Source organism: Floridaenema fluviatile BLCC-F154 (assembly GCF_041929135.1).
In the GTDB taxonomy this organism is placed as follows: domain Bacteria; phylum Cyanobacteriota; class Cyanobacteriia; order Cyanobacteriales; family Aerosakkonemataceae; genus Floridanema; species Floridanema fluviatile.
In genome coordinates this window covers 390,981-415,872 of sequence record NZ_JBHFNS010000094.1, presented here as the reverse complement: position 1 = coordinate 415,872, position 24,892 = coordinate 390,981, and the positions used below count along the sequence as shown (strand labels likewise).

Annotated in this window: 17 protein-coding genes; 8 read left to right on the top strand and 9 right to left on the bottom strand. The window is 40.4% G+C overall.

Annotation, left to right across the window (positions count from 1 at the left end; translation table 11 throughout):
- Nucleotides 1–37 precede the first annotated feature (37 nt).
- Nucleotides 38–1,222 (bottom strand): homospermidine biosynthesis protein, encoded by a 1,185-nt coding sequence (locus ACE1B6_RS29925; protein ID WP_413260955.1) that lies wholly within the window; start codon nucleotides 1,220–1,222, stop codon nucleotides 38–40.
- A gap of 200 nt (nucleotides 1,223–1,422) precedes the next feature.
- Between ACE1B6_RS29925 and cobO the strand changes: the two genes are divergently transcribed.
- Nucleotides 1,423–2,088: a cob(I)yrinic acid a,c-diamide adenosyltransferase gene (cobO, locus tag ACE1B6_RS29920; protein ID WP_413260954.1), complete on the top strand. Its 666-nt coding sequence runs from the start codon at nucleotides 1,423–1,425 to the stop codon at nucleotides 2,086–2,088.
- Nucleotides 2,089–2,114: 26 nt separating this feature from the next.
- On the opposite strand, the gene ACE1B6_RS29915 is transcribed toward cobO, so the two are convergent.
- The 4 genes from ACE1B6_RS29915 to ACE1B6_RS29900 all read right to left on the bottom strand — a co-directional run bounded on the left by ACE1B6_RS29915 (nucleotide 2,115) and on the right by ACE1B6_RS29900 (nucleotide 7,978).
- Entirely contained in the window at nucleotides 2,115–2,702 is a 588-nt protein-coding gene (locus ACE1B6_RS29915; protein WP_413260953.1) for a hypothetical protein, read from the bottom strand.
- 640 nt (nucleotides 2,703–3,342) lie between these two features.
- Nucleotides 3,343–4,326, bottom strand: a complete 984-nt coding sequence (locus tag ACE1B6_RS29910) for an RNA polymerase sigma factor, RpoD/SigA family (RefSeq protein ID WP_413260952.1) — start codon at nucleotides 4,324–4,326, stop codon at nucleotides 3,343–3,345.
- A 946-nt stretch (nucleotides 4,327–5,272) separates the two neighbouring features.
- Nucleotides 5,273–7,009: a helicase HerA domain-containing protein gene (locus ACE1B6_RS29905; protein WP_413260951.1), complete on the bottom strand. Its 1,737-nt coding sequence runs from the start codon at nucleotides 7,007–7,009 to the stop codon at nucleotides 5,273–5,275.
- 177 nt (nucleotides 7,010–7,186) lie between these two features.
- A complete protein-coding gene (locus ACE1B6_RS29900) occupies nucleotides 7,187–7,978 on the bottom strand; it encodes a glutathione S-transferase family protein (RefSeq protein WP_413260950.1) in 792 nt (263 codons plus the stop codon).
- Nucleotides 7,979–8,289: 311 nt separating this feature from the next.
- Between ACE1B6_RS29900 and ACE1B6_RS29895 the strand changes: the two genes are divergently transcribed.
- Nucleotides 8,290–8,895, top strand: coding sequence for a fasciclin domain-containing protein (locus ACE1B6_RS29895; RefSeq protein ID WP_413260949.1), 606 nt, complete (start codon nucleotides 8,290–8,292; stop codon nucleotides 8,893–8,895).
- Nucleotides 8,896–8,985: 90 nt separating this feature from the next.
- On the opposite strand, the gene ACE1B6_RS29890 is transcribed toward ACE1B6_RS29895, so the two are convergent.
- From ACE1B6_RS29890 to ACE1B6_RS29880, 3 genes are all read right to left on the bottom strand, one after another.
- Entirely contained in the window at nucleotides 8,986–10,332 is a 1,347-nt protein-coding gene (locus tag ACE1B6_RS29890) for a flippase (protein WP_413260948.1), read from the bottom strand.
- Between the two features lie 157 nt (nucleotides 10,333–10,489).
- Nucleotides 10,490–11,521, bottom strand: coding sequence for a TauD/TfdA family dioxygenase (locus ACE1B6_RS29885; protein WP_413260947.1), 1,032 nt, complete (start codon nucleotides 11,519–11,521; stop codon nucleotides 10,490–10,492).
- A 70-nt stretch (nucleotides 11,522–11,591) separates the two neighbouring features.
- Complete coding sequence (locus ACE1B6_RS29880) at nucleotides 11,592–15,269, bottom strand: amino acid adenylation domain-containing protein (protein WP_413260946.1); 3,678 nt, start codon at nucleotides 15,267–15,269, stop codon at nucleotides 11,592–11,594.
- A gap of 268 nt (nucleotides 15,270–15,537) precedes the next feature.
- Between ACE1B6_RS29880 and ACE1B6_RS29875 the strand changes: the two genes are divergently transcribed.
- Nucleotides 15,538–16,737, top strand: coding sequence for a tetratricopeptide repeat protein (locus tag ACE1B6_RS29875; RefSeq protein WP_413260945.1), 1,200 nt, complete (start codon nucleotides 15,538–15,540; stop codon nucleotides 16,735–16,737).
- Nucleotides 16,738–16,790: 53 nt separating this feature from the next.
- Here the strand turns inward: ACE1B6_RS29875 and ACE1B6_RS29870 are convergent, their stop codons facing one another.
- A complete protein-coding gene (locus ACE1B6_RS29870; protein WP_413260944.1) occupies nucleotides 16,791–18,137 on the bottom strand; it encodes a D-alanyl-D-alanine carboxypeptidase in 1,347 nt (448 codons plus the stop codon).
- A gap of 221 nt (nucleotides 18,138–18,358) precedes the next feature.
- Between ACE1B6_RS29870 and ACE1B6_RS29865 the strand changes: the two genes are divergently transcribed.
- The 5 genes from ACE1B6_RS29865 (at nucleotide 18,359) to ACE1B6_RS29845 (ending at nucleotide 24,552) form a co-directional block, all read left to right on the top strand.
- Nucleotides 18,359–18,538 (top strand): hypothetical protein, encoded by a 180-nt coding sequence (locus ACE1B6_RS29865; protein WP_413260943.1) that lies wholly within the window; start codon nucleotides 18,359–18,361, stop codon nucleotides 18,536–18,538.
- Between the two features lie 90 nt (nucleotides 18,539–18,628).
- On the top strand, nucleotides 18,629–18,826 hold the full coding sequence (locus ACE1B6_RS29860; protein ID WP_413260942.1) for a hypothetical protein: 198 nt from the start codon (nucleotides 18,629–18,631) through the stop codon (nucleotides 18,824–18,826).
- Between the two features lie 59 nt (nucleotides 18,827–18,885).
- Nucleotides 18,886–19,122, top strand: coding sequence for a class I SAM-dependent methyltransferase (locus tag ACE1B6_RS29855; RefSeq protein ID WP_413260941.1), 237 nt, complete (start codon nucleotides 18,886–18,888; stop codon nucleotides 19,120–19,122).
- A 453-nt stretch (nucleotides 19,123–19,575) separates the two neighbouring features.
- Nucleotides 19,576–21,105 (top strand): efflux RND transporter periplasmic adaptor subunit, encoded by a 1,530-nt coding sequence (locus ACE1B6_RS29850; protein ID WP_413260940.1) that lies wholly within the window; start codon nucleotides 19,576–19,578, stop codon nucleotides 21,103–21,105.
- Between the two features lie 108 nt (nucleotides 21,106–21,213).
- Nucleotides 21,214–24,552 (top strand): efflux RND transporter permease subunit, encoded by a 3,339-nt coding sequence (locus ACE1B6_RS29845; RefSeq protein ID WP_413260939.1) that lies wholly within the window; start codon nucleotides 21,214–21,216, stop codon nucleotides 24,550–24,552.
- The last annotated feature ends 340 nt before the right edge of the window (nucleotides 24,553–24,892 follow it).

Below are 24,892 nucleotides of genomic sequence, written 5' to 3'. Positions count from 1 at the left end.
ATATTGTATATAACATCTCTACTAATACAATCAACTATTAAGGCATCAATCGACCAGTAGGATAAGTTGCTGGTTCGGCTTCAGGAGTTGAAGTAGCCATAGTTGAAGGTACTTCTTCAGGTGAATTGGTTTTGACTTTTTTATAATCAGTAATCAGTTTTTCCATCATTTCACCGCGTCGATCGAACAATCGCTTTAAAGGTCGAGGTTCGCATTGATTAATTACGTAAGCGGAGATCAAAGGAACTGCGATCGTACTATCGGTATAACAAACAATTGTATCGGGTAATTCTTCAGGATCGACCTTTCCCCAACTTACAGCTTCGGCGGGAGTTGCACCAGATAAACCACCTGTATCTGGACGTGCATCAGTAATTTGGACAAAGAAATCATGACCTCTTTCTTCTAAACCTAAAACCTCATGTAATTGGGGTTGAGTTTGTAACAAGAAATTCTTCGGACTACCACCACCAATAATTATCGCCGCACTTTTACCTTCAGATTGCGAATTACCAAATTCACGGGCACAATAAGCGATCGCCGAAGTCTCATTCACATCAATTGATGGATCGATTACCAACTGAGAACCTTCCAAAGCCATCGCCGCCACATTCATCCCAATAGAACTATCCCCAGGCGAAGAAGTATAGATCGGAACTCCACACTCATAAGCAGTAGCCAACAAGCAAGAATCCTTCACCCCAACTTGCTTTTCTACTTCCCGTACATACTTACCCAAAAGATAATGAAACTCCGCTGTTCCCATGCGTTTTTGGAAAGGTTCAGCTTGCAAAACCTTGCGTATAAAAGCATCAGTTTCCAGCAAAACATCGTAGCCAAAAGTAATATCATAGATGCGAATTGTTCCTTCCTCGCGCAACTTCACATCATCTAAAAACGGGCTACTAGAATACAAATCAAAACCCAATCCAAAATGGATATCATGATAAAGATTAGCCCCAGTACTAATCATCCAATCAATAAAACCATTCCTAATTAAAGGTGACAAAGCCGCCACCCCCATTCCCGCAGGAGTCATCGCCCCAGAAAGACTAACCCCCACCGTTACTCCCTCTTGCAACACCTCCCGACTCAGTAGTTGACAAATTTCCCGCAACCGAGCCGAGTTATAAGCAGTAAAATAATTATTGATCAGATCGACTACACTAATTTCCTTTGGAATTGGCGCAGGTGCAATTTTCCGACCACGTTTTTTCGACATTTTGACACTCCTAAACAATAAATACTCAATACGCCAATATCAATGCTACCCATATTTTCTCCAATTCCCTCATAACCTGAAGATAACCTTCTTTCTTTCCTTCGCGTCCTTCGTGTCTTCGTGGTTCAATAAAAAAACCTCTCGCACCAAACAAATAATACTGCTATACAATCTGAAAAGTTATCCCACAAACAAACCTAATGGAACTAAACAACTCACCAGACTTAACAGCTGAACGCTTAAACGAAGAAGCGACCGCAACATCCTTAAATGAAGAACAATACAAGCGCAAAATGGAGAGGCGCAAAGAAGTTCAAGAACAACGCCTCGCCCAACGCCACCTAGAAAAAGGATTAATCATCGTTCATACTGGCAATGGAAAAGGAAAAACCACCGCTGCTTTAGGGATGGTTTTGCGATCGCTCGGTCACGGTTATCGAGTGGCGATCGTACAATTTATTAAAGGCGCTTGGGAACCCGCAGAAAAAAAGGTCTTGAGTCTCTGGCCCGATTTGCTAGAATTTCATGCAATGGGCGAAGGTTTTACCTGGGAGACTCAAGACCGCGAACGGGATATGCAAAAAGCTGAAGAAGCTTGGGAGAAAGCCTTAGCTTTTATCCGTAATCCAGAATTTAAATTAGTTTTACTCGATGAAATAAATGTCGCTTTAAAATTGGGCTATTTAAAAGTAGAAAATATCCTAGCTGGATTAACAGAAAAAGCTGAAGATTCTCATATTATTCTCACTGGTAGAGGCGCACCTTCCGCATTAGTTGAACAAGCGGATTTAGTTACCGAAATGACATTAATTAAGCATCCATTTCGGGAACAAGGAGTTAAAGCCCAACCAGGAATCGAATTTTAAAACAGGCGAGGTGAAATTCAGCATTTTTATCTGCCCCAAACTTGTTCCTGATACTCAGCTTTACACATTCCTAAAATGCGCTTGTCATTATCACTAACTTGAGCAATTTGGCGATAATTTTGCAGAGTCACAGAGTAAGGAACAGAAATTTGGTCAATGCCTCGATAATCACCTACAGCAGCTAACCTAGTACTTGGCTGTTTTTCTGGAGGAGTTCCATCAGCAGTTTCCACCATCGGATCGACCATTGTCACATTTAAGCGTTGTGCCTGAAGAGTGCCATAGAAACAGTTAAACTCGGAACGAGGGTAATAAACTGCACCAATCACCCGACCATTCCTGACCTCAAACACTACATACTCTTTACCAATTACTTCTGGCTGAGGAGACTGACCATAAAGATATACCCCATTACTCAGATTAGCTGGCTTAGCACTGCTATTTCTAGCTTGAGTTACTTCTGTTTTAGTTGCCGTTGGTGTATCCTTTTTTGGCGTAGCATTAACTTCACCAGTACTAAAACCTGTTATTAGCATTAAGGCAGCCAGGGATATTTCCAAACCTTTGAATTTTTTACCTAATTGTAAAGAAGTATGAATAGGATGTTTAATCATGGTTCTTGCCCCTGATGAGCTTAGTTTGCTTGTAAATTCGCCATTATGTAACTGACGCAGCACCTAAACAGGTAGCTTTTGGAGAATCAATCCGGGTAAATCCTGACAATTCCAACTTAAGGGAAAATACAGTCTTTACACTTCAATCTACTGGTTGATTTCTCATATTCCAGAGGAGGATCTTTTAGCTAACTACTATTAGTTACTTAACTAAATAGCAGCACGGCATATCCAATATAGAGATTCACTGATGATGTAAACAATTTCCGATCTTCGTTACAAAACTTTATGGAATAGTCAGAAAAGTATAACCACGGGGAATTATTTGGATAATTGGCTTGTTTCTGACTTTTGTTTTGTTTTTGTCTCTTGCTTACAGTTTTAATAATGCTGCGATCGCTAGGACAACTTAGTGAGGAAAATCCCTACTCTTCGTGATAGTACTCAGCTTTTTGTTTGATCTAAGTCCGAAATACCAGTGACTCAAATCAAGCTAACTGGAGATCAAGATATACAGAGATGGTTGACTTGGATCACTTTTGAACATTGTTAGACACAAAAATTAAAGGACAGGTAGCAGTACACTACCCATCCTTTAATTCTGATTCCTGAAACTAACCTAACTAACTAAACCTTTTGCTTAACTTGCAAGATATTCGCGGACATTAGCACGGTGGCGACGCAAATGGTCTAAAGCTTGACGTTCTAGTTGACGAACTCTTTCCCGACTGAGGTTGAGTTGTTCACCTACTTTTGCCAAAGAGAGAGCATTTCCATCAGCTAAACCAAAACGTAGGCTCAAAACTTGCCGTTGTTGAGGTGTTAGTTCTGCCAAGAGGTCGTCGAGGTCTTGACGTAAAGACTCTTGAGTGATGAAATTTTCTGGAGATGGGCCATCATCTTCCAGCAGGTCGGAAAGTTCAGTGTCTTGGTTGTCGCCAACCCGCACATCTAAAGAAATTGGCTGACGCGCAATGGTCAAATACTCACGAATCTGACTAGTTTCCAGTTCGAGAGACTGGGCAATTTCTGCGGGGGTGGCGCTGCGACCAAGTTGTTGGGAAAGTTCTCGTTGGACTTTCTTGATCTTATTCAGCTTTTCGGTGATGTGGATGGGGAGACGAATGGCGCGTCCTTGTTGGGCGATCGCACGAGTAATCGCCTGTCTGATCCACCAGTAAGCGTAGGTGGAAAACTTATAACCCCGCATTGGATCAAACTTCTCTACACCTCTTTCTAAACCTAGAGTACCTTCTTGGATCAAATCCAAAAATTCTAAGTTTCGCTTTTGGTATTTTTTAGCGATCGCAACCACCAAGCGCAAGTTAGCTTCAATCATCTTTTGCTTGGCGCGTTGTCCCCGCCGAATTGCATCAGAAACCTCTGCTTCACTCAATTGGACACGATCTGCCCATTCCTTGCGAGAAGGTTCCCGTTTCAAGCTGGTCGCCAAAGCTTCCTTCGCTTCCAGCAGGGTCATCATTTGTTGTACTTGCTTACCATAGACGATTTCTTGTTCGCGGGTGAGCAAAGGTACTCGTCCAATTTCCCGCAGATAGGTACGAACCATATCGGCAGTGAATTTGGGGCTGGCATTGGTTTTTTCGGTCTTTACAGTGGGCATGGGTGCTTATATGAACTCTTTAGACAAACAACGAACTGGTGGCTGGGATGGAGCGGAAGCGAAACCAGGAAACTTGCTAAACAAAAGCTTAGTCTGATGGTTAAAAAAACTGCATCCTGCCATAGATGTAAGGGTTACTGTCTTTTTCTCAATACCAGAGAACTAGAATCAAATTAGCTGGGATAACTAAATTTTTAATTTTTAGCCCTGACCCAGATATTTCCTCCCATCATTTGGCAAACAAAGAGGTAAGCTGTTTATTAGGGGTTTACTCTGTGCCTCAACTCCTGGATTTTATGGAGCGGGTTTAGATAGTAATTTTGCTGGAACAAGAAAAACATCGTGAAACCTGCTCCTCTAGACTTTGGTTATAAATTTTTTCAACTTGAACTCGTTATAGAATTGTTCTAGCCTAGCTTTGTTGTAAGTTTAGACAGCGATCGGGGATTAATGGTTCATCCTTACGTTTAATATTCCCCAAATCTGCTCAAAAGTTTCGTTGTGAAGTAATCATTAGTTTTGTGCCTTGCAACTTTGGTTAGGCAATCTCTCTTCCTCTATATATAAGGATGCCTTACTATCCTTGCCCTGAAAAGGTTTTAGCTTGTGGAATAACCGTACTTTTTTAGACTGGATAAACGATCATAGCAAATGCGGAATGCTTTGTGTAGGGGTTTTTTGGGGATTGGGGATTTTTTCACTCCAGGGCGGGTTTTGTTGTTAATTTTTCTGCTGTGAGTCAGGAATTTTCTGCTAAACCCGCCCCTACAACTCAAAACTCTGTAAGGGCGGGTTTTGTTGTTAATTTTTCTGTTGTGAGTCAGGAATTTTCTGCTAAACCCGCCCCTACAACTCAAAACTCTGTAAGGGCGGGTTTTGTTGTTAATTTTTCTGTTGTGAGTCAGGAATTCTCAGCTAAACCCGCCCCTACAACTCAAAACTTATTCTAAAAGCCTAAGTCTGCTTTAGCGGCTTCGGCAGCGGCAAAAACTGCTTCGTCTGACTGTTCTTCCCAGATGGTATCGCCGATTTCTTGATAAAACTTTTCGTCGTAGGGACGAGTTCGCACGACTACTGGCATGGGGACGGCGTGACCTAAAATTAAGGCTTGCTGCTTGGAATCTAGTTTAGCTAGGACCGATCGCAAACTCCCCGCCCCAGCCACTCCGGTAAAAATCGCATCAATATCTTTTTCGTCGTTGAGTAAAGCAGTGATGCGCGTACCAATTTGGGACATCACTTCATTATCAATCCCCGAAGGACGCTGATCCACAATTAATAACGTAACAAAATATTTCCGCATTTCACGGGCGATAATCCCAAAAATTGTACTGCCAACAATTGCGGGATCGAGAAAACGATGAGCTTCTTCGATTGTAATTACTAACTGTTGGGGTCTGTCAATGGGATTTTTAGTTTGCAAAAACATCTCGGCTTTATGAACATAAGCTTTATGAATTCTCCTAGTGATCATATTTGTCACCAGCATATAAGAAAGCATATTCGACTGGGAACCAAATTCAATTACTACGTGCTTACCAGCTTCTAAACATTGCAAAATCGCATTAACATAGTTTTTCGGACAAGTTGTTCGCATATATTTCAAGCTTTCCAAACGCATTAACTTGCGCTGTAAAGCCATAATCGAACCTTTATGTCCTTTCTTTTCTTCACAGAAAATATTAATATCTTCATTAGTCATATTTAACAGCTGAATAATCCAAGTTTTGCCGAATTCATTCTGCAAAATTGTCGCATTATCTAACGCTGCATCAGAAAGACCTAAATCATTAGCAACTAATTTAATATCTTCTATTTCGATTTGGTCGTAACCTAAATATAACTCTTGAGCATCTCTAACTCCGCGCCGTTTAGTCGATTGCGGATCGAGAGTAAACATTTGCACTTCTCCGGGAAATAGCTGGCGCAAACCTTTAACAGTGCTGAAAGATTTGCCTTCTCGCACTGCTTCCCAACCATATTCCGAGTGCATATCAAAAATTAAATTAACTGCGGCTTGGCGGCGAATAATCCCGGATAGTAACAATCTAGTTAAAAAAGATTTACCAGTTCCCGACTTACCAAAAACCCCGTTACTGCGTTCGACAAATCTTTCTAAATCTAAGCAAACTGGGACATCCATATCTAAGGGTTGACCGATCGCAAAATTACACCTTTGCGGGTCATCTTCCCAGCCAAAAACTGTGCGAAAATCTCGTTCTTCTGCGTCGTAAACTTGGCTAAAGTGGCTGGGAATTGTTTTGACTGGTCGTAATTCTATTTCTTCGGTATTAGTATTTGGTTGAAATGATGCTAAGTTTTTTGCTGCTTCTGGTAAAGATTTTTGGGATTTACCATTAAGAGGGAAGAAAGCAGGAGGGTCGGGAATGGGTGTAAACATTAACATGGGAGTGAGTTCGATCGTCCCATAAGTACTGCTCCCAGCGAGAATTTCCCGCAATAAATCATCGCCAAAATCGGGAGGATTAGCGGCAATTCTTTGGCTAGAAGTGCCTAGTGCCACATCGGTTAGCATACAGAAAAAACGCGATCGTACACCCTGCACCACCAAAAATTTCCCCACCCGCATATCTTCTACCGAAACATCTGGGTGCAAACGAACCTCTAAACCTTCACTTAGAGAACCTTGAATAACTGAACCTAACGGCTTGCCTAAAGTCATTGCTAATATTTATTAGTCAATTGTCATTGGTCATTGGCAAAATTTTACTTTTGTTTTATGGTTTTTGACAATTAATTTTTGTCCTAATTAGCAATTCCAAACCACTTTTTAGGTAGTTAAGTAGCGGAAATATTCAACCAGCTACCAACTACCTACTACTAACTACCTACTACCAAGTTAATCAATTTGAATTGATGTCGGGCCAGAACCGGGAGAACTAGTAGCAGTCAAAGGTTTACGATAGTCGGCGTAAAGTCGATCGCGCCAGTTAAAGAATGTCTCAAAAGCTGCGCTGTCAGCAATTCCAGGGACTCCTTTTCCTCTAAGATTAGGTGGAATATCCAAATAAGGGCCATCGGGGAATTTGATGTACATACTCAAACCCGCTACGGCAAAGTCTGCTAAAGTTGGTTGATCTCCTACTAAGTAAGGTCGATCTAATAGCAGCATAGACAAGGCTTCTAAGTCTTGTTTCAGGTCATCCAAAGCTGATTTAATCGCATCTGGACTCATCCCCATTCCCAAACCTAAGACATTTAACAAGTCGCTGGGTACTGCTCCCACTAACTGTTTGAGAAAGTCTGGTGTTGTGGTGGGCAAAAGTGCGGTGCGGAAGTTTTGATTTTGACTCAAACCGCTAAATAATGCCTGACGACTTTTCAACCCAATAGACTCATCTGCTAATTCTTCGAGCAGAAAACAAAGAGCTCTTTGTTGGGGGTTGGTGGGAATAATTGGTCTTTCTGGGTACTGGCGCTCTAGGTATTTGGCGATCGCAGTTGAATCAGCGATAATCTCACTACCGTCTTTAAGCACAGGTACTTTTCGCTGACCAGACATTCTGTAGAGGTCTATTTGACCAATTCCGGGCGTAACCTCGATTTTTTTATAGGTTAACCCCTTGTAGTCTAGAATTAGTCGGACTTTCTCGCAGTAATGTGATATTTCAAATTGGTATAGCTCTAGCATTTCGCCTTTCCTTGAGCATTTTTTCTAACTTTGAAAGTTTATCCGATCGCGCCGCTAGATTCACCTGACTTCAGCATAGTGAGCAATTCTTCACTAAAAAAATTTTGTTACCAAATATACAAATTGCCTGAAAAGCTTGCTAACGCTCATTTACAAAACCTCGATCGGTGAGTTTCTCCGGCTTAACACAGGAAAAGCTGATAAAAATATATCTTGAGTCAGATATTATTTACTACCTCTTTCTTTACAAGATGTTATAAATTGATAGTTAGCTTTACAATTCCTTTACAAAAGGACACAGGAGCAACGTTATGACGGCAGTAAACAGCCAGAATTGGATCAAAAGACTCAGCAGTGCTGTTGCAGTGGCAGGAGTAAGCGTTTTAATTTCTCTGCCAGTATTAGTCCAAGCTCAATCTACAGAAGAAACCCGTCCTGGTTCTATGACAGTAGAACCCGCAAATACCTCAGAACCAGAAGGTGTAACGACGGCACAAAGTCAGACCATTGTGGCTCTCGCCTCTACTAATGATAGTCTTTCTACCTTGAAAGCAGCATTAGAAGCGGCTGGGTTAACTGAAACTCTAGAAGGACAAGGGCCATTTACTGTTTTTGCTCCGACAAATGCAGCATTTGAAGCATTAGGCAAAGAAAAAGTAGAAGCTTTGTTGAAGCCAGAAAACAAAGACAAACTGATCAAAGTTTTGACTTATCATGTAGTTCCTGGTCAAGTCATGTCCACTGACTTGAAATCTGGAGAAACCAAAACCGTAGAAGGTGGCGAAGTTATGGTGATGGTTAAAGATGGTAAAGTGAAAGTCAATAATGCTCAAGTAACTCAAGCTGATGTTAAGGCTAGTAATGGTGTAGTTCACGTAATTGACACAGTACTTTTACCCCCGGATTTAAAACTGTAATTTCTGTTTTTTTAACGTAAAAAATTGGTGAAAATTACCCCGTTCTCTATTGGTGATGGACGGGGTTTTTAGTTGTTCTGAGGGGTGGCTTCACCGATCGTTAGCAGCTTTTCCCGGAAACAAACTAGAAAAAACAGTAGGATTAACCTCTAAATTGCGAATCACGATAACAGCCAGCCAGATATTCCAAATACTAAGAGTGACAGCAGTCGTTAAAGCTGCTCCCACAGTACCCCAAATAGGAATAGCAATAGCATTTAAAACCAGATTAATTAAAGCAGTACAACCAGAAACCAGCATCAATTGATTTTGATAGCCCGTCATCGAGAGCAAATTGCCCACCGAACCCGATAAAGCATTAACCAATTGTCCAATGACCAGAATTTTTAAAGCCCAATGAGCTTCGGTAAATTCCGGGCCAAAAATTGCCAGAAGGGGTTTGGCAAAAACAATTAAGGTGAGTCCGATGGCTATTGACGACCAGAAAATCCAAACCGTAACGGTAGAAATTACCTTTTGTAATTCAGCCCGATCGCCTTGGGTGTGGAGAATGGCAAAAGCGGGTGCAACGACAATATTAATAGCTTGCAAGACAAAACTCACCCACAGAGCAGTTTTAGAAGCCGGACTATAGATACCGACAGCGGCAACACCAACAAACGAACCTAACATCAAAATATCTGTTTGAACCAGAATTTCTCGGAAGGCGCGATAAAGAAGTAGGGGTAGGGAAACTTTTAACCAAGCCCCAGGAGTATAGATCGGAGCAGCAATTTCTATTTCGCCATCGAATTTGAACCATACCAGACAGGCTTGAAAGGCGATCGCTCCCAACAACGTCCCCAAGGCTACCTCAGTCATCGAGACACTGTTGAGGATATCGCGGTGCCAGAGAAGAAACCCGCCAACAAGTACGAGGATCGGCCAAATTACTTTCGTAGGAGTGTAAGCAAGGACGATATCTTCCGCTCCCCGAGCCATATCTTCTTGCAATAAAACTAACCCTTGCAAGGGAACCAGCCAAATACCAATCAGTAAAACGGGAGCATAAGAAAATTGATAGTAGTGGTTGAACAGGAAAATTAATCCTGTACCCAACAAACCCAGAAACAAACCCGTACCTACCGTTAGCTGCCAACTGCCGAGTAGGAGTCCCCGCAAGAGTCCCCACTCTTGCTTAACGCGGTATTCATTAATGAAACGAACCACAGCCCTGGGCAAACCCAGGCTGGCTGGTACGGCTAATAACAAAGTCCAAGTTATAACATATTCGTAGATACCATATTCAGTTTTTCCCATCCAGCGAGCGAGAAAGACTTGAACGAGGTAAGCCAGAGCCACTCCCGCAAATTGTAAAGTTAAAGCGATCGCGCTGCTCTTAGCGAGAGTAACAATTCTAATACTATTTTCCGTTTGAGTTAGGGAACTTTGAGTCATCTCGAATATTTAGTAGTGGGTCTCAAGTCGTGTTTGACGAAATCTGAAAATTACCATCGCCAAGACTTCCTCACTATTGGCATTTAGCTATAAAAATGACTAACATTGAGAAGAATTAGCTAGATTTTCGACAGTATTTATCGCCCTATTTTAAATACTATCTTTCCTTTGATCCAGAGATATTTAAGTCATGCAAAATACCTGGTAATAATTTTTCACTTTCCGCTTTTAAACGAATTCCGCCTTTGATTTTAAAAGGAACTTCTTCGAGCAAAGGAGAAGTGATTCGGTAAGAATTGTAAGTTTCAAAGGCACGCTTCATCTTGACTTCTTCTTGCAAATTTTTAACCAGGTTCGGAGGTTCGTTAGCAACCCAAATCCGCCGATGATGTCGGATATTATTGTTGTTATAAACTTGATAAACAGCACGACCGTGCAAAACCCGATAATTGTCGATAACTAAAACATCTTTGGACTCTAATTTGAGAGCTACTCGATATTTTGGATTTTTGAAATACTCTTCATACAATCTTTTAACTGCCTCATAAGACCAATCTGGTGTAAAAGCCTTATTGTCGCAATTAATCCGAACTCGCAAACTACCATCAAACCTTTGTTGAAATACTGGAAAGTCTAAAGCAATTTGGTCATCGCGACAAAAAGATATACATCCCGGTGTTAAGAGAATTTTTGCTAATTGGGCATTTTCAACTAGCATATCGCTCAAAACCTGCTGGGTATCAATTAAAATTAATTCTCCTCCTTGTTCAGCCGGAGCGACACATTGAAAAAGCACAACATAAGGCGGTTCTACACGCACGATCTGACCATCAATAATATTCATGCCATCAATGAAAGTTCCATCCGTATGGGCTATGACTTCATCGGCATCATAACTTTGATATTCATTTTTCTCAATGGGTGAATTTTGACTAGAATTGGAATTTTGATGCCAAGATTTTCCCTGAGCAACGGTGGTAATTCCTGATTCATCTGCCCTAATATGTCGCATAATTTTGCCAAATTGTCGGGCAATTTTTTGGACAGTATCTGCTTCCGTATCCCAAGCGGAAAAAACAGAAAACCCCTTTTTTTCAACCTGGTTAACAACTTCAGGCAAAATCTTGATTAGCGCATCGGGAGAGGAGCAATTAAGATTTGTTGTTTTACGGAATGAAGTTATTTGCATACATTCAGTTAATTTGACTCTATTTGTTTGACCTAATTCAGGTTTTAATTTAGACGATTATAGAACAAACTCAAGAAAAATTCATAGCCAAACACAATTCTATTTGTTTGGCTAACTTTTGAACGTGAGGCTCTTCAAGCATAGACCAATGATCGCCACTAACTTCATAACAGTCTAAGCCTTCTTTAGCTAACTTTCGCCAGTTCTCGATAAATATATCAGTATTTCTTGAACCTTGTTCTTTAGCCTTAAAATAAACTACTTTACCATTGTAAGGCTTTGCTTCATATCGGCGTTTTGCTTGGTATAAAACTTCAATTAAAGGTGAAATTCCAGGCTCTCGCGACCAAGGGGGTAATTGACTGATAAATTTTTCTTTGCGCTTGTGTTCTTCTGCTGGAGAGAGAGGAATAAATTTTTGTTCAGGGGAAGAAGAATCTAACAAAGCTAATAAGGCAATATTTTGACCTTGCTTATGGAGTTGATGTGCCATTTCCAAAATGACTTTTCCCCCAAAAGAATGGGCGAGTAAAAAGTAAGGGCCTTCCGGTTGAACGGACTGAATTTCTTTGAGATAATGTTCTGCCATTGCTTCAATTGTGGTTAAATAGGGTTGCTTTCTATCTAACCCTAAAGCTTGCAGTCCATAAACGGGTAAATCTGAAGGTAGATAATGGGCCAAATTTCGATAGGAGAGAACATTACCACCCACGCCATGAACGCAGAATAAGGGAGGTTTCGATCCGTTTGGCTTAATTGCAACTAATGATGACCAAGTTGCTGACCATCCTTCCTGACGTAAGAGATTAGCTAGTTGCTCGATAGTGGGAGCATCAAAAAGAATTGATAGGGGTAAATTTTGGTTAAATATTTGCTCAATTTTGGCAAACAAGCGAACTGCTAAAAGAGAATGACCTCCCCAGGAAAAAAAGTTGTCTTGGATGCCAATGGGTTGAGTTTCTAAAATGCTTTCCCAGATTTTGGTTAATTCTAATTCCAATCGATCGCGAGGAGCGATAAAATTACTTTGTTGACGAGTTAATGATTGGGGAGAAGGAAGATTGCGTCGCTCTAATTTACCGTTAGGATTTCGGGGCAAAGTATCTAAAAAAACAAAGAAGTTTGGTACAGCATATTCCGGTAATTTTTCGGCAAGAAAATTGCGAAATTGTTCTTGGAGTTGATTGGATTCTGCTGGATTCAAAGGATGATTATTAGTGGCAATGTAAGCTACTAAATTCTTGTCTTTTGGCAAATCATCGCGGGCAATTACTACAGTTTCTTTGACATTTGGATGTTGGTTTAGGGTTGCTTCTATTCCTTCGAGTTCTACCCGAAATCCTCTGATTTTGATCCGCCGATCGCTTCTGCCAACAAATTCTAATATTCCCTCTGGCGAATACCGAGCTAAATCTCCGGTTTTATAAAGGTGAGTAATTCCTTTAAAGGGGTTAAGAATAAATTTCTTTCGGGTTAATTCTGGACGATTGAGATAACTGCGTACTTGACGTTTTCCTGCTACGCATAGTTCGCCAATTTCTCCCTCTGCTACGAGATTTAAATGTTCGTCTAGTAAGAAAATTGTTGCATCTTCAACAGGTTTTCCGAGAGGGACGATTCCTGTTTGTTGGTTAAAGTGTTCAGGAATGATATAATAACTGACTGTTCCCGTAGTTTCAGATTGGGAATAAAGATTAATCATTTGGGCATTATGTTGCAGTTGGTAACGCCAATCGTGGGGAATATTCCAAGCTAAAGGCTCTCCTGTAACTAAAATTAATCGTAAGGAATTATTGAGTAACTCAAATCTTGTTTTGTCTTCTATTTCCTGGAAAAAATCGATACAGAATCGCCAGATTGTTGGGACGGTATCCCAGATGGTTACTTGGGTATTTTTAATCAGTTGGAAAAGTCGTACAGGGTCTTGTCGCTGTTGCCGATCGGCAATGACTAATGTTGCGCCTAGAAATAAGGGTAAAAGCGTTTGTCTCACCCCTGCTGAAAAGGCAAAAGAAGCAGTATGTAAATATTTATCGCTTGGTTCAATTCCCAAAGGCAAAACAATCGATCGCAGATAAGAAGATAAGCTGTAGTGGGGAATGCAAACTGCTTTGGGTTGACCTGTCGATCCCGATGTATAGACTGCATAAGCCAGATGATTAGAACTGACTTGATCTGCTGGGTTTTCTAAACTTTGCTCGGTAATTTCTGAGTGGTTTGAGTCGAGATAAACGAACTTGATGTCTGACTCTGGATTGATTTTTTCGAGTTCTTTGCGAGTGATGACAAGCGGAACTTGGGCATCTTTTAACATAAATGCCAAACGCTCTGCCGGATAGTCTGGGTCTAGGGGCAAATAAGCGCCACCTGCTTTGAGAATGGCAAGAATAGCGATCGCAAATTCACAAGAACGGTCTAAACAAATTCCGATTAAAGTATTGGGTTTGAGATGGAACTGCTTGAGATAATGGGCTAGTTGGTTGGCTTGCTGATTGAATTCTCGATAAGTGAGTTGTTGGTGATTATCAATCAGAGCGATCGCCTCTGGTCTTCGTTCGACTTGCGCTTCAATTAACTGATGAAAACAGGGTTCTTCTGGATAAGAATTAGCGAGGATAAATTCAACAGAACCTTCTTCAGGTGTCCGAGTTCGACTGGGAAGTAAAATTTCTCCTTCTCCTGTGGTGGTTAGTTCTCCCAGTTGATTTGTGCCTGTAATTTTGACTTTGGTTAAAATTCCTGATTCGCTCTCTGTTTTTTTAATAACTGTTCCTTCATACCAAATTGTGTCTCCATATAAAACTGGAGCGATCGTCTGTACCGATAATCGTTTAAGCTGTCCGCGATCGCCCATCCAGTTAGTCAGCAAAGGAGACAGCCAAGCAAAGCGCATCACGCCATTATCAAAGGGGGCGGGCATTCCCCGTTGTTTGGCTAAGAGAAAATCCTCATGGTGTTGCGAATTTTTAATTGACCAGCCCGTTATGGGATTTTTCACCGCAGTATGAGGAGCTTTGAGAGTATCGCGATACCCTAAAGCTCCAGGACGATAAGACGGGCCAATTGCTGCTTGCCAACAAATCAAATCACCCAAGGTTAAGGGGCCGCGAACTAAGGGCGGAAGTTTTGTATTAATCTCAACATCTTCTCCCCATAAAACGCGATCGCTCCGGCGAGTTTCCTGCTCTAAGGCTTCACGAATCCCTGCTAATTCTTCCTCCGAATATTCGTAAATCGAACGATTCACTAAAAAATCGTTTTCCGTCAGCGCCGCCCAAACTAAATTACTCTTGGCTTTACCAACTAATTCTTCCTTTTGATTCCAGTAGCTTGTTTCTGATAGAATACAAACCAAGGGACGATTTTGACGATCCTTAGACTCGTAAACCCCTGTTTGTTTCGCTGATGAATTTAAGGAATCTCCTTCTAAAATCGGGAGAAACCATTCATATTCCAGTTCTCCAATCAAATTGGACATGGATAATTTCATTGGATATCCATGCAGTGATGGGTATAACACTGAAATTAGAAAAGTGGGTGGCGCAACGAGACTGCCATAATCACTTTTTCGGGCGTAATCTGGATCGAGCCATAGGGGATTATCGTCGCTAATTCCATAAGCAAAATGTCTAATGGCTTGTGCTGTAACTTCTGTATTCCAAGGTTCTCTTTCTTGGATAATTTGCCCTGTTAGTAACCGAGATTTTTCTATAAATTCCTTCAATTGTTTATTTATTATGTGACTCATTTCTAGTTTTAGTCTCAGAAATAAATTGATAACTCTTGAATCTTACACTAAAGTCGCTGCTTTTTCTATACTCATTGAAATAGTATAAATCAATGCAAAATTTGCCCTCGTCCGCTGGAAAACCAGGAGTTTAGGAGAAACAGTAGGAGTACCAACTGTCTGATTACAATAATGTGAAAAAAACATCGTAAATTTTAGGAGAAAAGAATGTTTGATTTGTCGATCATAACTGGGATGCAAAAGCAGTACGTTTAGAGCAATAAATTATATGAAACTTAGCCTTTGCGCGATCGCCAAAAATGAATCAACCTCCCTACCCAACTGTCTCAAAAGTGTCCAAAACGTAGTTGATGAAATCATAGTTTTAGATACAGGTTCTACCGATAAAACCCCGGAAATAGCAAAAGATTTGGGGGCAGAAGTTTATCATTTTCAATGGTGTAATGACTTTTCGGCGGCGCGAAATGAAGCTTTAAAATATGTGCAAGGTGACTGGGTTTTAGTTTTGGATGCTGATGAAGTTTTAAAACCGGAAATTGTTCCACAATTAAAACAGGTAATTCAGCAACCTCATCTTTTAGTTGTGAACTTAGTTAGGGAAGAAGTTGGTGCAAAACAAGCACCTTATTCTTTAGTTTCTCGGTTGTTTCGCAAACATCCAGAGGTTTATTTTTCTCGTCCTTATCATGCAATGATTGATGATAGCGTAAGTTTGCTTTTGGAAAAGGAACCACAATGGCAAATTGCTAGTTTATCAGATGTGGCTATTTTACATTATGGGTATGAACCAGGAGCGATCGCATCTCGCCACAAATTTCAAACTGCGAAAACTACAATGGAAGCTTATCTAAAACAACATCCAAATGACCCTTATGTTTGCAATAAGTTGGGAGCATTATATTTAGAAATTGGGGAAAAATCAAAGGGAATAGAACTTTTACAACGGGGTTTAACTGCTAATTCCATAGATTCAGCTGTACTTTACGAATTACACTATCATTTGGGCATTGCTTACGAGTCTTTACAACAATTCAATTTAGCAGAATCCCATTATCAAACTGCTACCAAATTAGATATTTTACCACAATTAAAGTTAGGTGCTTTGATTAATTTAGGCAATGTTTTGAAAGCAACCAATCAATTAGCGGCGGCGCAAGAAGCATACATAAATGCGATCGCAATTGACCGAAATTTCGCGGTTGGTTATTATAACTTGGGGATGTTGTTAAAGCAGATGGGGAGATTTGTGGATGCGATCGCACTTTACCAACAAGCAATTAAACTAAACCCTAATTATGCTGATGCTTATCAAAATTTAGGAGTTGTTTTTTTGAAGGTTGGTAATGTTTCCGAGAGTTTGGTAGCTTTTCAAAGAGCGATCGAACTTCACGAAATAAATAATCCCCGTGAAGCAGCAAGACTGCGCCAAGGATTAACAGAAATGGGGCTGGTGACTGAAGACTTGTGAGTACAAAGATCCCCGACTTCTTGAAGAAGTCGGGGATCTACCTCTCCTCCCTTTCACTCTTTAACTACTTCATTTCGAGACACTTGATCTTCAGGTTTTTGAGTTGGTGTTAACTCAGAAGGTAGAGAATCAACTACTCCCCATTGATTAACTAAATTGTTCAAAAGTAACTCTTGTTGAGTGCGAAAACCTGTTAAATTTGTTCCCCCATTCATAATAGCAAACCAAACAATTCCCTGGTCTTTTGTAGGTAAAGCACCAGCTAAAGCACTGACATTATTTAAACTACCGGATTTCACTACCGACAGTTGAGGAATTTTGCGTTCATCTAAAATACCTTTATCTTGTCCTACTACAGTGAGAACATCCCCAACACTCATATTTAAGGGTTTTAAATAGCGGTCAATAGCTAAAAACAAAGCTACCGCTGCACGGGGAGAAATCTTATTTAGCTCGCTCAAACCAGAACCATTAACTAATTGAATTTCCGATTGAGGAACACCAGCAATCGTAGCAGATTTTTGTGCCACTTGTTTCGCGCCACCTACAGAATCAGCAAGCATTTCCGCCATTTTATTGTTACTATACCGATTCATCTTTTTTAGCAAATCAGCTAGAGTTGGCGAATAATGACGCACTAAAACTTTAGCGTTACTTGGTGGAGAAGAGACTACTTTAACAGCGCCATCAATTATTACTTGTGGTTGAGGAGTACCTGGCGGTAAACTGCGATACTGAGTTGATGCTTGGGCTGTCCAAAGTCGAGAATTGATCCCTACTTTTAACAGATTTCCTGATTTTAAAGGGCTATTTTCATAATTCATGTAAAACTTGCCACTAATCAGCAGGTTTCCCTTAACTCGCTTGATGCCTAACTGATTTAAAAGATTACCTAAAGCAAATGCTTCTTCCCAAATAAAGAAAGGATCTTGATTTCCTTCAATGACTAAATCACCTTCTAAAACACCATTCTGAATCGAACCAGTTTTACTAACTGTTGTGACAAAACGATGATTGGGGCTAAAGGTGGAAAGGGCGGCTAAACTTGTTGCTACTTTAGTAATTGAAGCAGCGGGTAATGGTGTTGTACCTTGGTGATTTGCTAATAAAGTATTGCTGGATTGTACCCAAACTCCTTGATTTTTTTTGGTAAAACCTTTGGCTGCTAAACCGTTAACATATTGATTGATTTTCAGTTGTTCTGTGGGATTGGGATTAATAGCAGCTAGAGTTATTTGGGTAGCTGAAATCACTGATTCTGAAGTTGTATCTTTTAAAGCATTAACTTGCGGAGTAGCAGCATCAGATACAGCCGGAGGAGAAATATTAGACTCACAGCCAGCCGCCGCAGTTAGCAGAGTTACAGCTAGGGTAGCAGTCAAACATCGGGTTTCTAGCATCGATCGTCTCAACAGAAAATCTGCAAGGATATCATCAAACTTTTTTGGGTGTAGGTCAAGGGACTTTTATATCTATTACCTAAATGTTTGCTACAAATGTTTGGGAAAGGGCGGGTTTTGATTTTAATCTTTAGGCTGGTTATTCCAGGTTTCTGGCTAAACCCGCCCCTACTTTATTTGTATCAATCATTTGGGTAAACGATATTACTCAATCAGTACACTTGACGTGGAGATACGGAAAAGCTTCCCAAACAAACCGGATAGAATCTCTTACTTGGGGAAATGTACATTATGAATTTCCGCATTTACCGAATGGCGAATTAGTTACCAGTTTTCTAACTGTCTACTTCTTAGCCTTTGTCAGACAACCAGAAAGTTGTTTCCTCAGTGGCTTTACCTAGACGATCGAGTTACTGGTTACTTAAGACTTTAATTCCCAGCAATTTACCGCTTTACTAGAATCAAATACAGAAGAAAAGGGATGTTTAACTATGGAATCTTTGGCTTATATTCACATGAGTTTGGAGTATGGAGAATCTTTGCAAACTGAGTCTAAATCCGAACATTTAGCGTATCAATACCAATTAAAAAATCCGCCAATTAAACTTTATTTATTCCCGAATTGGTCGCTGTCCAAATTATTCAGAGGCTTATTCCCAAGGCAAAGTGAAAAACTAGTCAATCACTAAAATTTAGTACGGCAATGGATTATACTATGCTAAATTAACAAATACTTTGGCATAAATTTATGAACGAAAATGCGGCATTTACTAAAGATAATCTAGTTTCTCCAGGGGAACTTTCTCCGAATCTGGCTGATTTCGATCGCATTTTAAAACTTGCTTGTGGGACAGGCGAATTAAGTTTGGAATTACTTAATCGCTTTCCCACTACATTGATGAGAACAGTCGATCGGACTGCTAGAGAAGAATCGGCGATCGAACAAGGAGGTACTTTAACAGAAAATTCCCGATCGGGTTGGTAAAAGTGAACCTTACGGATATTCTAGTCCCGGACTGTACCTGGGAAGTACATAAATTCGCTATATTTGGCGGAAATTGAAAAGTTTTAGGGTTAAAACAAAAAAAACAGAATTAGTTTAAAGTTAAAAATTTCTTAGTTTCAGTTTATTTCAAATTGTAAAGTCGGATTTTGATAATAGTTTTTCAAATCGATTCCGCTAATTTTTCGGATAGGAAAGAGAAAAAATCAGTAGTAATATAGAACAGGATTATTAATCTCTAGATCTTCACGATTGATGGTTAGTAATCGAGCTAGAGATTAAATGAAATACAAGTGGTTGCAAGTGTGTTACAATGTGCTTTTCGTAATCACTCAGAGCCTTAAGTCAAAAAATAGCTCTTTCGACTGTGACCGATCGACTGATAATATTACTAAAATTTTCTAGCGGTATCTATTCAATTATTTAGAGGGGCAGATGAATACCGAAAATCACGAACAAAACAATAGTAACGAGCAGTTACCAAATGTGAAAGTACTGCCTGTAGAGAAGAAAACCGATCGCGAAGACTACTTAGAAAATTACCCACCAAAAGATATTCCCACATTCGATACTTCTGCCTCTAAACCCAGCCAGAAATTCCTGCGGATTTTAGGAATTTTATTCCTGCTGTTGTTAGTTGGTGGAGGTGGATGGTTTGCTTACAATCGATTTTTCCCACCAGGAGGAGCATCCCAAGCAGGCCCAGGTGGGCCAATGGGTCGAGGTGGGCCAGGTGGCCCAATGGCAATGCCTGTCAGGTTGGGAGAAGCGCAACCCGAAACAATTGAAGATAGTTCGGAATATGTTGCTAGACTAGAATCTCGACAATCTGTAAAACCAAAACCGCAAGTTTCCGGGCAAATTACCAATATTTTTGCTAAACCAGGCGATCGCGTCCGAGCAGGGACACCGATTGTCCAAATTAATCCCGCTGAACAAGCAGCATCTTTGCAAAGTCAGTTGGCAGCGGTAGAATCAGCGCGATCGGAATTGAAATTAGCACAAGCGGATGTTGCCAACGCGAAACAAAACCTAATTTCTAAACAAGCGCAAAAACAATCCACTTTGTCTAATTTGGCATTTCAACAACAGGAATTCCGCAGATTTTCCCAACTGCAAGGACAAGGCGCAGTAACTAGACAAGCACTAGATCAAAGACGATTGGATTTGCAAAAAGCACAAGCCGAATTAGCACAAATTGAAGCAGAAATTCGGGCTCAAGAAGCAGCAATTGTTAGAGCCGAAGCCAATATTACCAAGCAAGAAAGAATCATTCAACAACAGACAGCCGGAGTAACTGAAGAACGAGTTAGGTTGAATTATTACACCATTAATGCGCCTTTTTCTGGTGTAATTGGTGATATCCCCGTAAAAGTTGGTGATTTTGTGACTTCTTCAACTGAGCTTTATACGATCGCAGACAACAACACGCTGCTGATTGAAATCAGAGTTCCCGTCGAACAAGCCACCAAACTCCGCATGGGAATGCCAGTACAACTGATAAATAATCAAGGCAAACCCTTGCAAACAGGTCAAATATCTTTTATTGCTCCCAATATTGACCCTCAAACCCAATCAATCCTCGTTAAAGCCAGTTTCGACAACTCCGATGGCTCTTTGCGAACCGATCAATTTGTGCAAGCGAGAATCATTTGGGACACTCGTCCCGGAGTAGTTGTGCCAGTTACAGCCATTTCCCGCATCGCAGGACAAAATTTCGTGTTTGTCGTAGAAAGAAAACCCACACCCGATCAACCAGGAAATATGATTGCACAGCAAATACCCGTGGAACTCGGCAAAATTACTGGCAATCAACAGGAAGTCCTCAAAGGATTAGAACCCGGACAAGAAATAGTTGTCGCGGGAATTTTGCAACTGCGAGACGGTATTCCCATTATGCCGGAATCTCAAGCACCGGGAGCAAATGCACCCGGAGGACAAGGTAATAAACCACCATCAAACTAGTCATTAATCATTAGTTATTAGTCATTAGTGAGGCTCTAATAAATGACAAATGACCAATGACAAATGACCAATGACCAATAACCAATGACAAAAACCTGATTAAACTTCATGATTTTTTCCATATCTGACTTTTTCATCAGGCGACCTGTATTTTCCACAGTTTGCTCGATCGTGATTACGATAGTGGGAGCAGCTTGTATTTTCTTATTACCTGTCGCTCAGTATCCAGAAATCGCCCCACCTCAAGTAACAGTTCAATCTAATTATATTGGTGCTAATGCCTCAGTTGTTGAGTCTACTGTCACCAATATTTTAGAAAGAGAATTGAACGGTATTGAAGGGGTAAAATACATGAAATCTACTAGTGCTAATGATGGTACTAGTAGTATTTCTTTGACCTTTGAACTAGAACGTGATCAAGATTTGGCAGCGGTAGATGTACAAAACCGAGTTTCTTCTGCTTTATCGAGATTACCAGGGCCAGTACAACAAACGGGAGTTAGGGTTAATAAAGAATCTAGCGGTTTTTTAATGGCGATCGGACTTTATGCCGAAAATAACCGATACGATGATTTATATCTGAGTAACTATGCCGATCTTTACATCACTGATGCTTTAAAAAGAATCAAAGGTGTAGCTAATGTCCAAATATTTGGCGAACGCACTTATGCGATGCGTTTATGGTTAGATCCTAACCGTTTAGCCAGTCGGAATTTAACACCTCAAGATGTGGTAAATGCACTGCGTCGCCAAAATTTACAAGTCGGTGCTGGACAAATTGGACAACAACCAGCACCACCAAATCAACTATATCAACTGGCGGTGGAAGCGAAGGGAAGATTACAAGATGCTAATGAATTTGCCGAGTTGGTAATTAAAACGGGTGAAGATGGCAGTTTAATTAAATTAAAAGATGTTGGGAGAGCAGAATTAGGTGCAGAAAATTATGGTTCCCTTTTACGATTTGACGGACGGAGAGGGGTTGGTTTAGGAATTAGTCAGTTAACAGGTAGTAATGCTTTGAATGTGGCGCAAGCTGTCAAACAAACTATGGCAGAATTAGCGCCAACTTTTCCACCGGGAATTAAATATCAAGTTGCTTACGACACCACTTTATTTATTGAAGCTGGAGCGAAAGAAGTTGTAACTTCCTTGCTTATGGCTGTGGGTTTGGTAATCTTAATTATCTTTCTGTTTTTACAGAATTGGCGATCGACTTTAATTCCGACTATTGCGATTCCTGTGGCTTTGATTGGTACTTTTATCTTCGTGAAAGTCCTGGGATTTAATATTAATACCTTGACTTTGTTTGGCTTGACTTTGGCATCGGGGTTAGTGGTGGATGATGCGATCGTCATTGTCGAAGATATCACTCGCAGAATTCAAGAAGAAGGCGAAGAACCTGTCAAAGCTGCTATTCATTCTATGAATGATTTATTAGGTGCAGTAATCGCTACTTCCCTAGTACTAATTGCTTTGTTTGTTCCCGTAGCATTTTTCCCCGGAACTACCGGACAGTTATACAAACAATTCGCGTTAACAATTGCTTTTTCTATTGTAGTTTCTACCTTTAACGCGATTACACTTACGCCGACTCTCTCAGCTTTATTACTGAAAAAATCTTCGGCAAGACATCACTGGATTTTCGCCCCAATTAACTGGTTGATTGATGAATCCAGAAAAGCTTATGCTTGGCTTTTGGGGATTATCACTAAACTAAGATATCTAGTTCTGATTCTATTTGTCGCCGCTTTAGCTGCAACTTATTGGTTGTTTACAATAGTACCAGGAGGATTTTTACCTGAAGAAGATCAAGGGGTATTTATCACTATTGTTCAAGGCCCAGAAGGAGCTTCTTTAAACTACACTGAAAAGGTCTTAGAAAAAGCTGAAGCTATTCTCAGAAACCAGCCTGATGTAGTAAACATTTTTGCGGTTGGTGGCTTTAGCTTTAGTGGTTCAACTCCCAATAATGGCTTGATTTTTACTACTTTAAAACCTTGGGATGAAAGGAAAAGACCTGACCAATCTTCCGAGGCAATTATTGGTAGTCTTTTTCCTCAATTACTCTCGATTAAGGAAGCGACAGTTATCCCATTTGCTCCTCCGGCAATTCAAGGTTTGGGTAGCTTTGGCGGGTTTGAATTTCAACTTCAAGACCGAAATAATTTGGGTTTTAGAGTCATGGAAGAAGTGTTGGGTAAATTCATGGCGAGAGCTAGTACTTATCCGGGTACTCCTGATAATCCTGCGCCACCAACATTAGTCGGTTTGCGACCTAATTTTAATGGTAATACACCACAATTAACTGTGGAAGTCGATCGCATTAAAGCCAATGCTCTGCAAGTTTCTTTGGAAGATATCTTCAGCACTTTGCAGATTTTATTAGGCTCTCAATATGTCAATGATTTCAATCAGTTTAACCGCAGTTACCGAGTCTACGTTCAGGCTGATACTCAGTTTCGTTCTAATCCAGAAGACATCAATAAATTGTATGTGCGATCGGCAACTAACGAAATGGTTCCGCTGAGCAATTTAGTCACAGTTTCCCAAACCACAGCACCATCAGTTATCTCGCATTACAACTTATTTAGGTCTGTAGAAATCAATGGTTCAGCAGCACCAGGAGTCAGTTCTGGGGAAGCAATTGAGGCTATGGGAACTGTGGCTAAACAAGTCTTACCTCAAGGTTTTGGCTATGAATGGTCGGGGTTAACATTAGAAGAAATTCAAGCCGGAGGACAATCAATTATTGTCTTTGGATTTGCGTTTATTTTGGTGTTTCTAGTATTAGCTGCACAATACGAAAATTACGTCGATCCATTCATTATTATGTTGAGCGTTCCCTTGGCAATTTTAGGGGCGTTATTAGCAATATTCCTCCGGGGATTTGCTAATGATGTTTACACTCAGATCGGTTTAGTAATGTTGATTGGGATGGCAAGTAAAAACTCGATTCTCATTGTGGAATTTGCCAACCATTTAAAAGAAAGAGGTATGCCAACTGTTCAAGCAGCAATTCACGCTTCTGAGCAACGTTTACGTCCGATTTTAATGACAGCTTTTTCCACTATTATCGGGATTTTTCCCTTGGCGATCGCTACTGGTGCAGGTGCAGCAGCACGTCAATCTTTGGGTACTGCTGTAATTGGCGGAATGTGCGTCGCCACATTTCTGAGTTTATTAATAGTACCTGTGCTGTTTATTGTAGTGAAAAATATCGAAGATCTCTTCCGCAAAGGTACTCAAAAATCCGCTTTTGCTACCGCTGAAAAGCCGACTCCAACACCAAAAGCCCAAACTTTACTCTATTACCGTCATGGCAAAAATTCAGACAATGATAATTCGCCTAATAGTGATAATGGTAATGGATTTCATCACCATGATGATTCTCAAATCATTGAGGAATCTCCGAAAAGCGATCGGCAAAATTCACCAGATCAATAACTGATAAACTTCAGGAGTTAAGAGGCAAAATTTTCTTAACTCCTGAGTTCTTCTGCTTTTCCTCCCAATTGAGGAGAGTTGGGTCAATTTCTTGCCCAAAAGTCGATCGCCTACCCCAGTCCAAATTTTCCGGATCGAACAACAATGTTAGGACAGTTTACTAAAGTGGCTATATTTATCAATCTCTTAATATTTATTACGTAGATCAAAAAAATTTTTTCGTAACATTTGCTGCTCGATCAAAAATCAACTCAAAATAACTTCCTGATTTAATTGGAACTTGAATTTATAATCATTCACTACTGGCGCTATTGTTAAATCTGACACAACTATGTGTCAC

Excerpts from the sequence above, each read along its gene's own strand:
- ACE1B6_RS29880 (WP_413260946.1), bottom strand. The coding sequence starts at position 15,269 with ATGAGTCACATAATAAATAAACAATTGAAGGAATTTATAGAAAAATCT.
- ACE1B6_RS29905 (WP_413260951.1), bottom strand. The coding sequence starts at position 7,009 with ATGACTTTAGGCAAGCCGTTAGGTTCAGTTATTCAAGGTTCTCTAAGT.
- ACE1B6_RS29915 (WP_413260953.1), bottom strand. The coding sequence starts at position 2,702 with ATGATTAAACATCCTATTCATACTTCTTTACAATTAGGTAAAAAATTC.
- ACE1B6_RS29860 (WP_413260942.1), top strand. The coding sequence starts at position 18,629 with ATGGAATCTTTGGCTTATATTCACATGAGTTTGGAGTATGGAGAATCT.
- ACE1B6_RS29850 (WP_413260940.1), top strand. The coding sequence starts at position 19,576 with ATGAATACCGAAAATCACGAACAAAACAATAGTAACGAGCAGTTACCA.
- ACE1B6_RS29870 (WP_413260944.1), bottom strand. The coding sequence starts at position 18,137 with ATGCTAGAAACCCGATGTTTGACTGCTACCCTAGCTGTAACTCTGCTA.
- ACE1B6_RS29855 (WP_413260941.1), top strand. The coding sequence starts at position 18,886 with ATGAACGAAAATGCGGCATTTACTAAAGATAATCTAGTTTCTCCAGGG.
- ACE1B6_RS29845 (WP_413260939.1), top strand. The coding sequence starts at position 21,214 with ATGATTTTTTCCATATCTGACTTTTTCATCAGGCGACCTGTATTTTCC.
- ACE1B6_RS29900 (WP_413260950.1), bottom strand. The coding sequence starts at position 7,978 with ATGCTAGAGCTATACCAATTTGAAATATCACATTACTGCGAGAAAGTC.
- ACE1B6_RS29910 (WP_413260952.1), bottom strand. The coding sequence starts at position 4,326 with ATGCCCACTGTAAAGACCGAAAAAACCAATGCCAGCCCCAAATTCACT.
- cobO (WP_413260954.1), top strand. The coding sequence starts at position 1,423 with ATGGAACTAAACAACTCACCAGACTTAACAGCTGAACGCTTAAACGAA.
- ACE1B6_RS29890 (WP_413260948.1), bottom strand. The coding sequence starts at position 10,332 with ATGACTCAAAGTTCCCTAACTCAAACGGAAAATAGTATTAGAATTGTT.
- ACE1B6_RS29875 (WP_413260945.1), top strand. The coding sequence starts at position 15,538 with ATGAAACTTAGCCTTTGCGCGATCGCCAAAAATGAATCAACCTCCCTA.
- ACE1B6_RS29895 (WP_413260949.1), top strand. The coding sequence starts at position 8,290 with ATGACGGCAGTAAACAGCCAGAATTGGATCAAAAGACTCAGCAGTGCT.
- ACE1B6_RS29885 (WP_413260947.1), bottom strand. The coding sequence starts at position 11,521 with ATGCAAATAACTTCATTCCGTAAAACAACAAATCTTAATTGCTCCTCT.
- ACE1B6_RS29925 (WP_413260955.1), bottom strand. The coding sequence starts at position 1,222 with ATGTCGAAAAAACGTGGTCGGAAAATTGCACCTGCGCCAATTCCAAAG.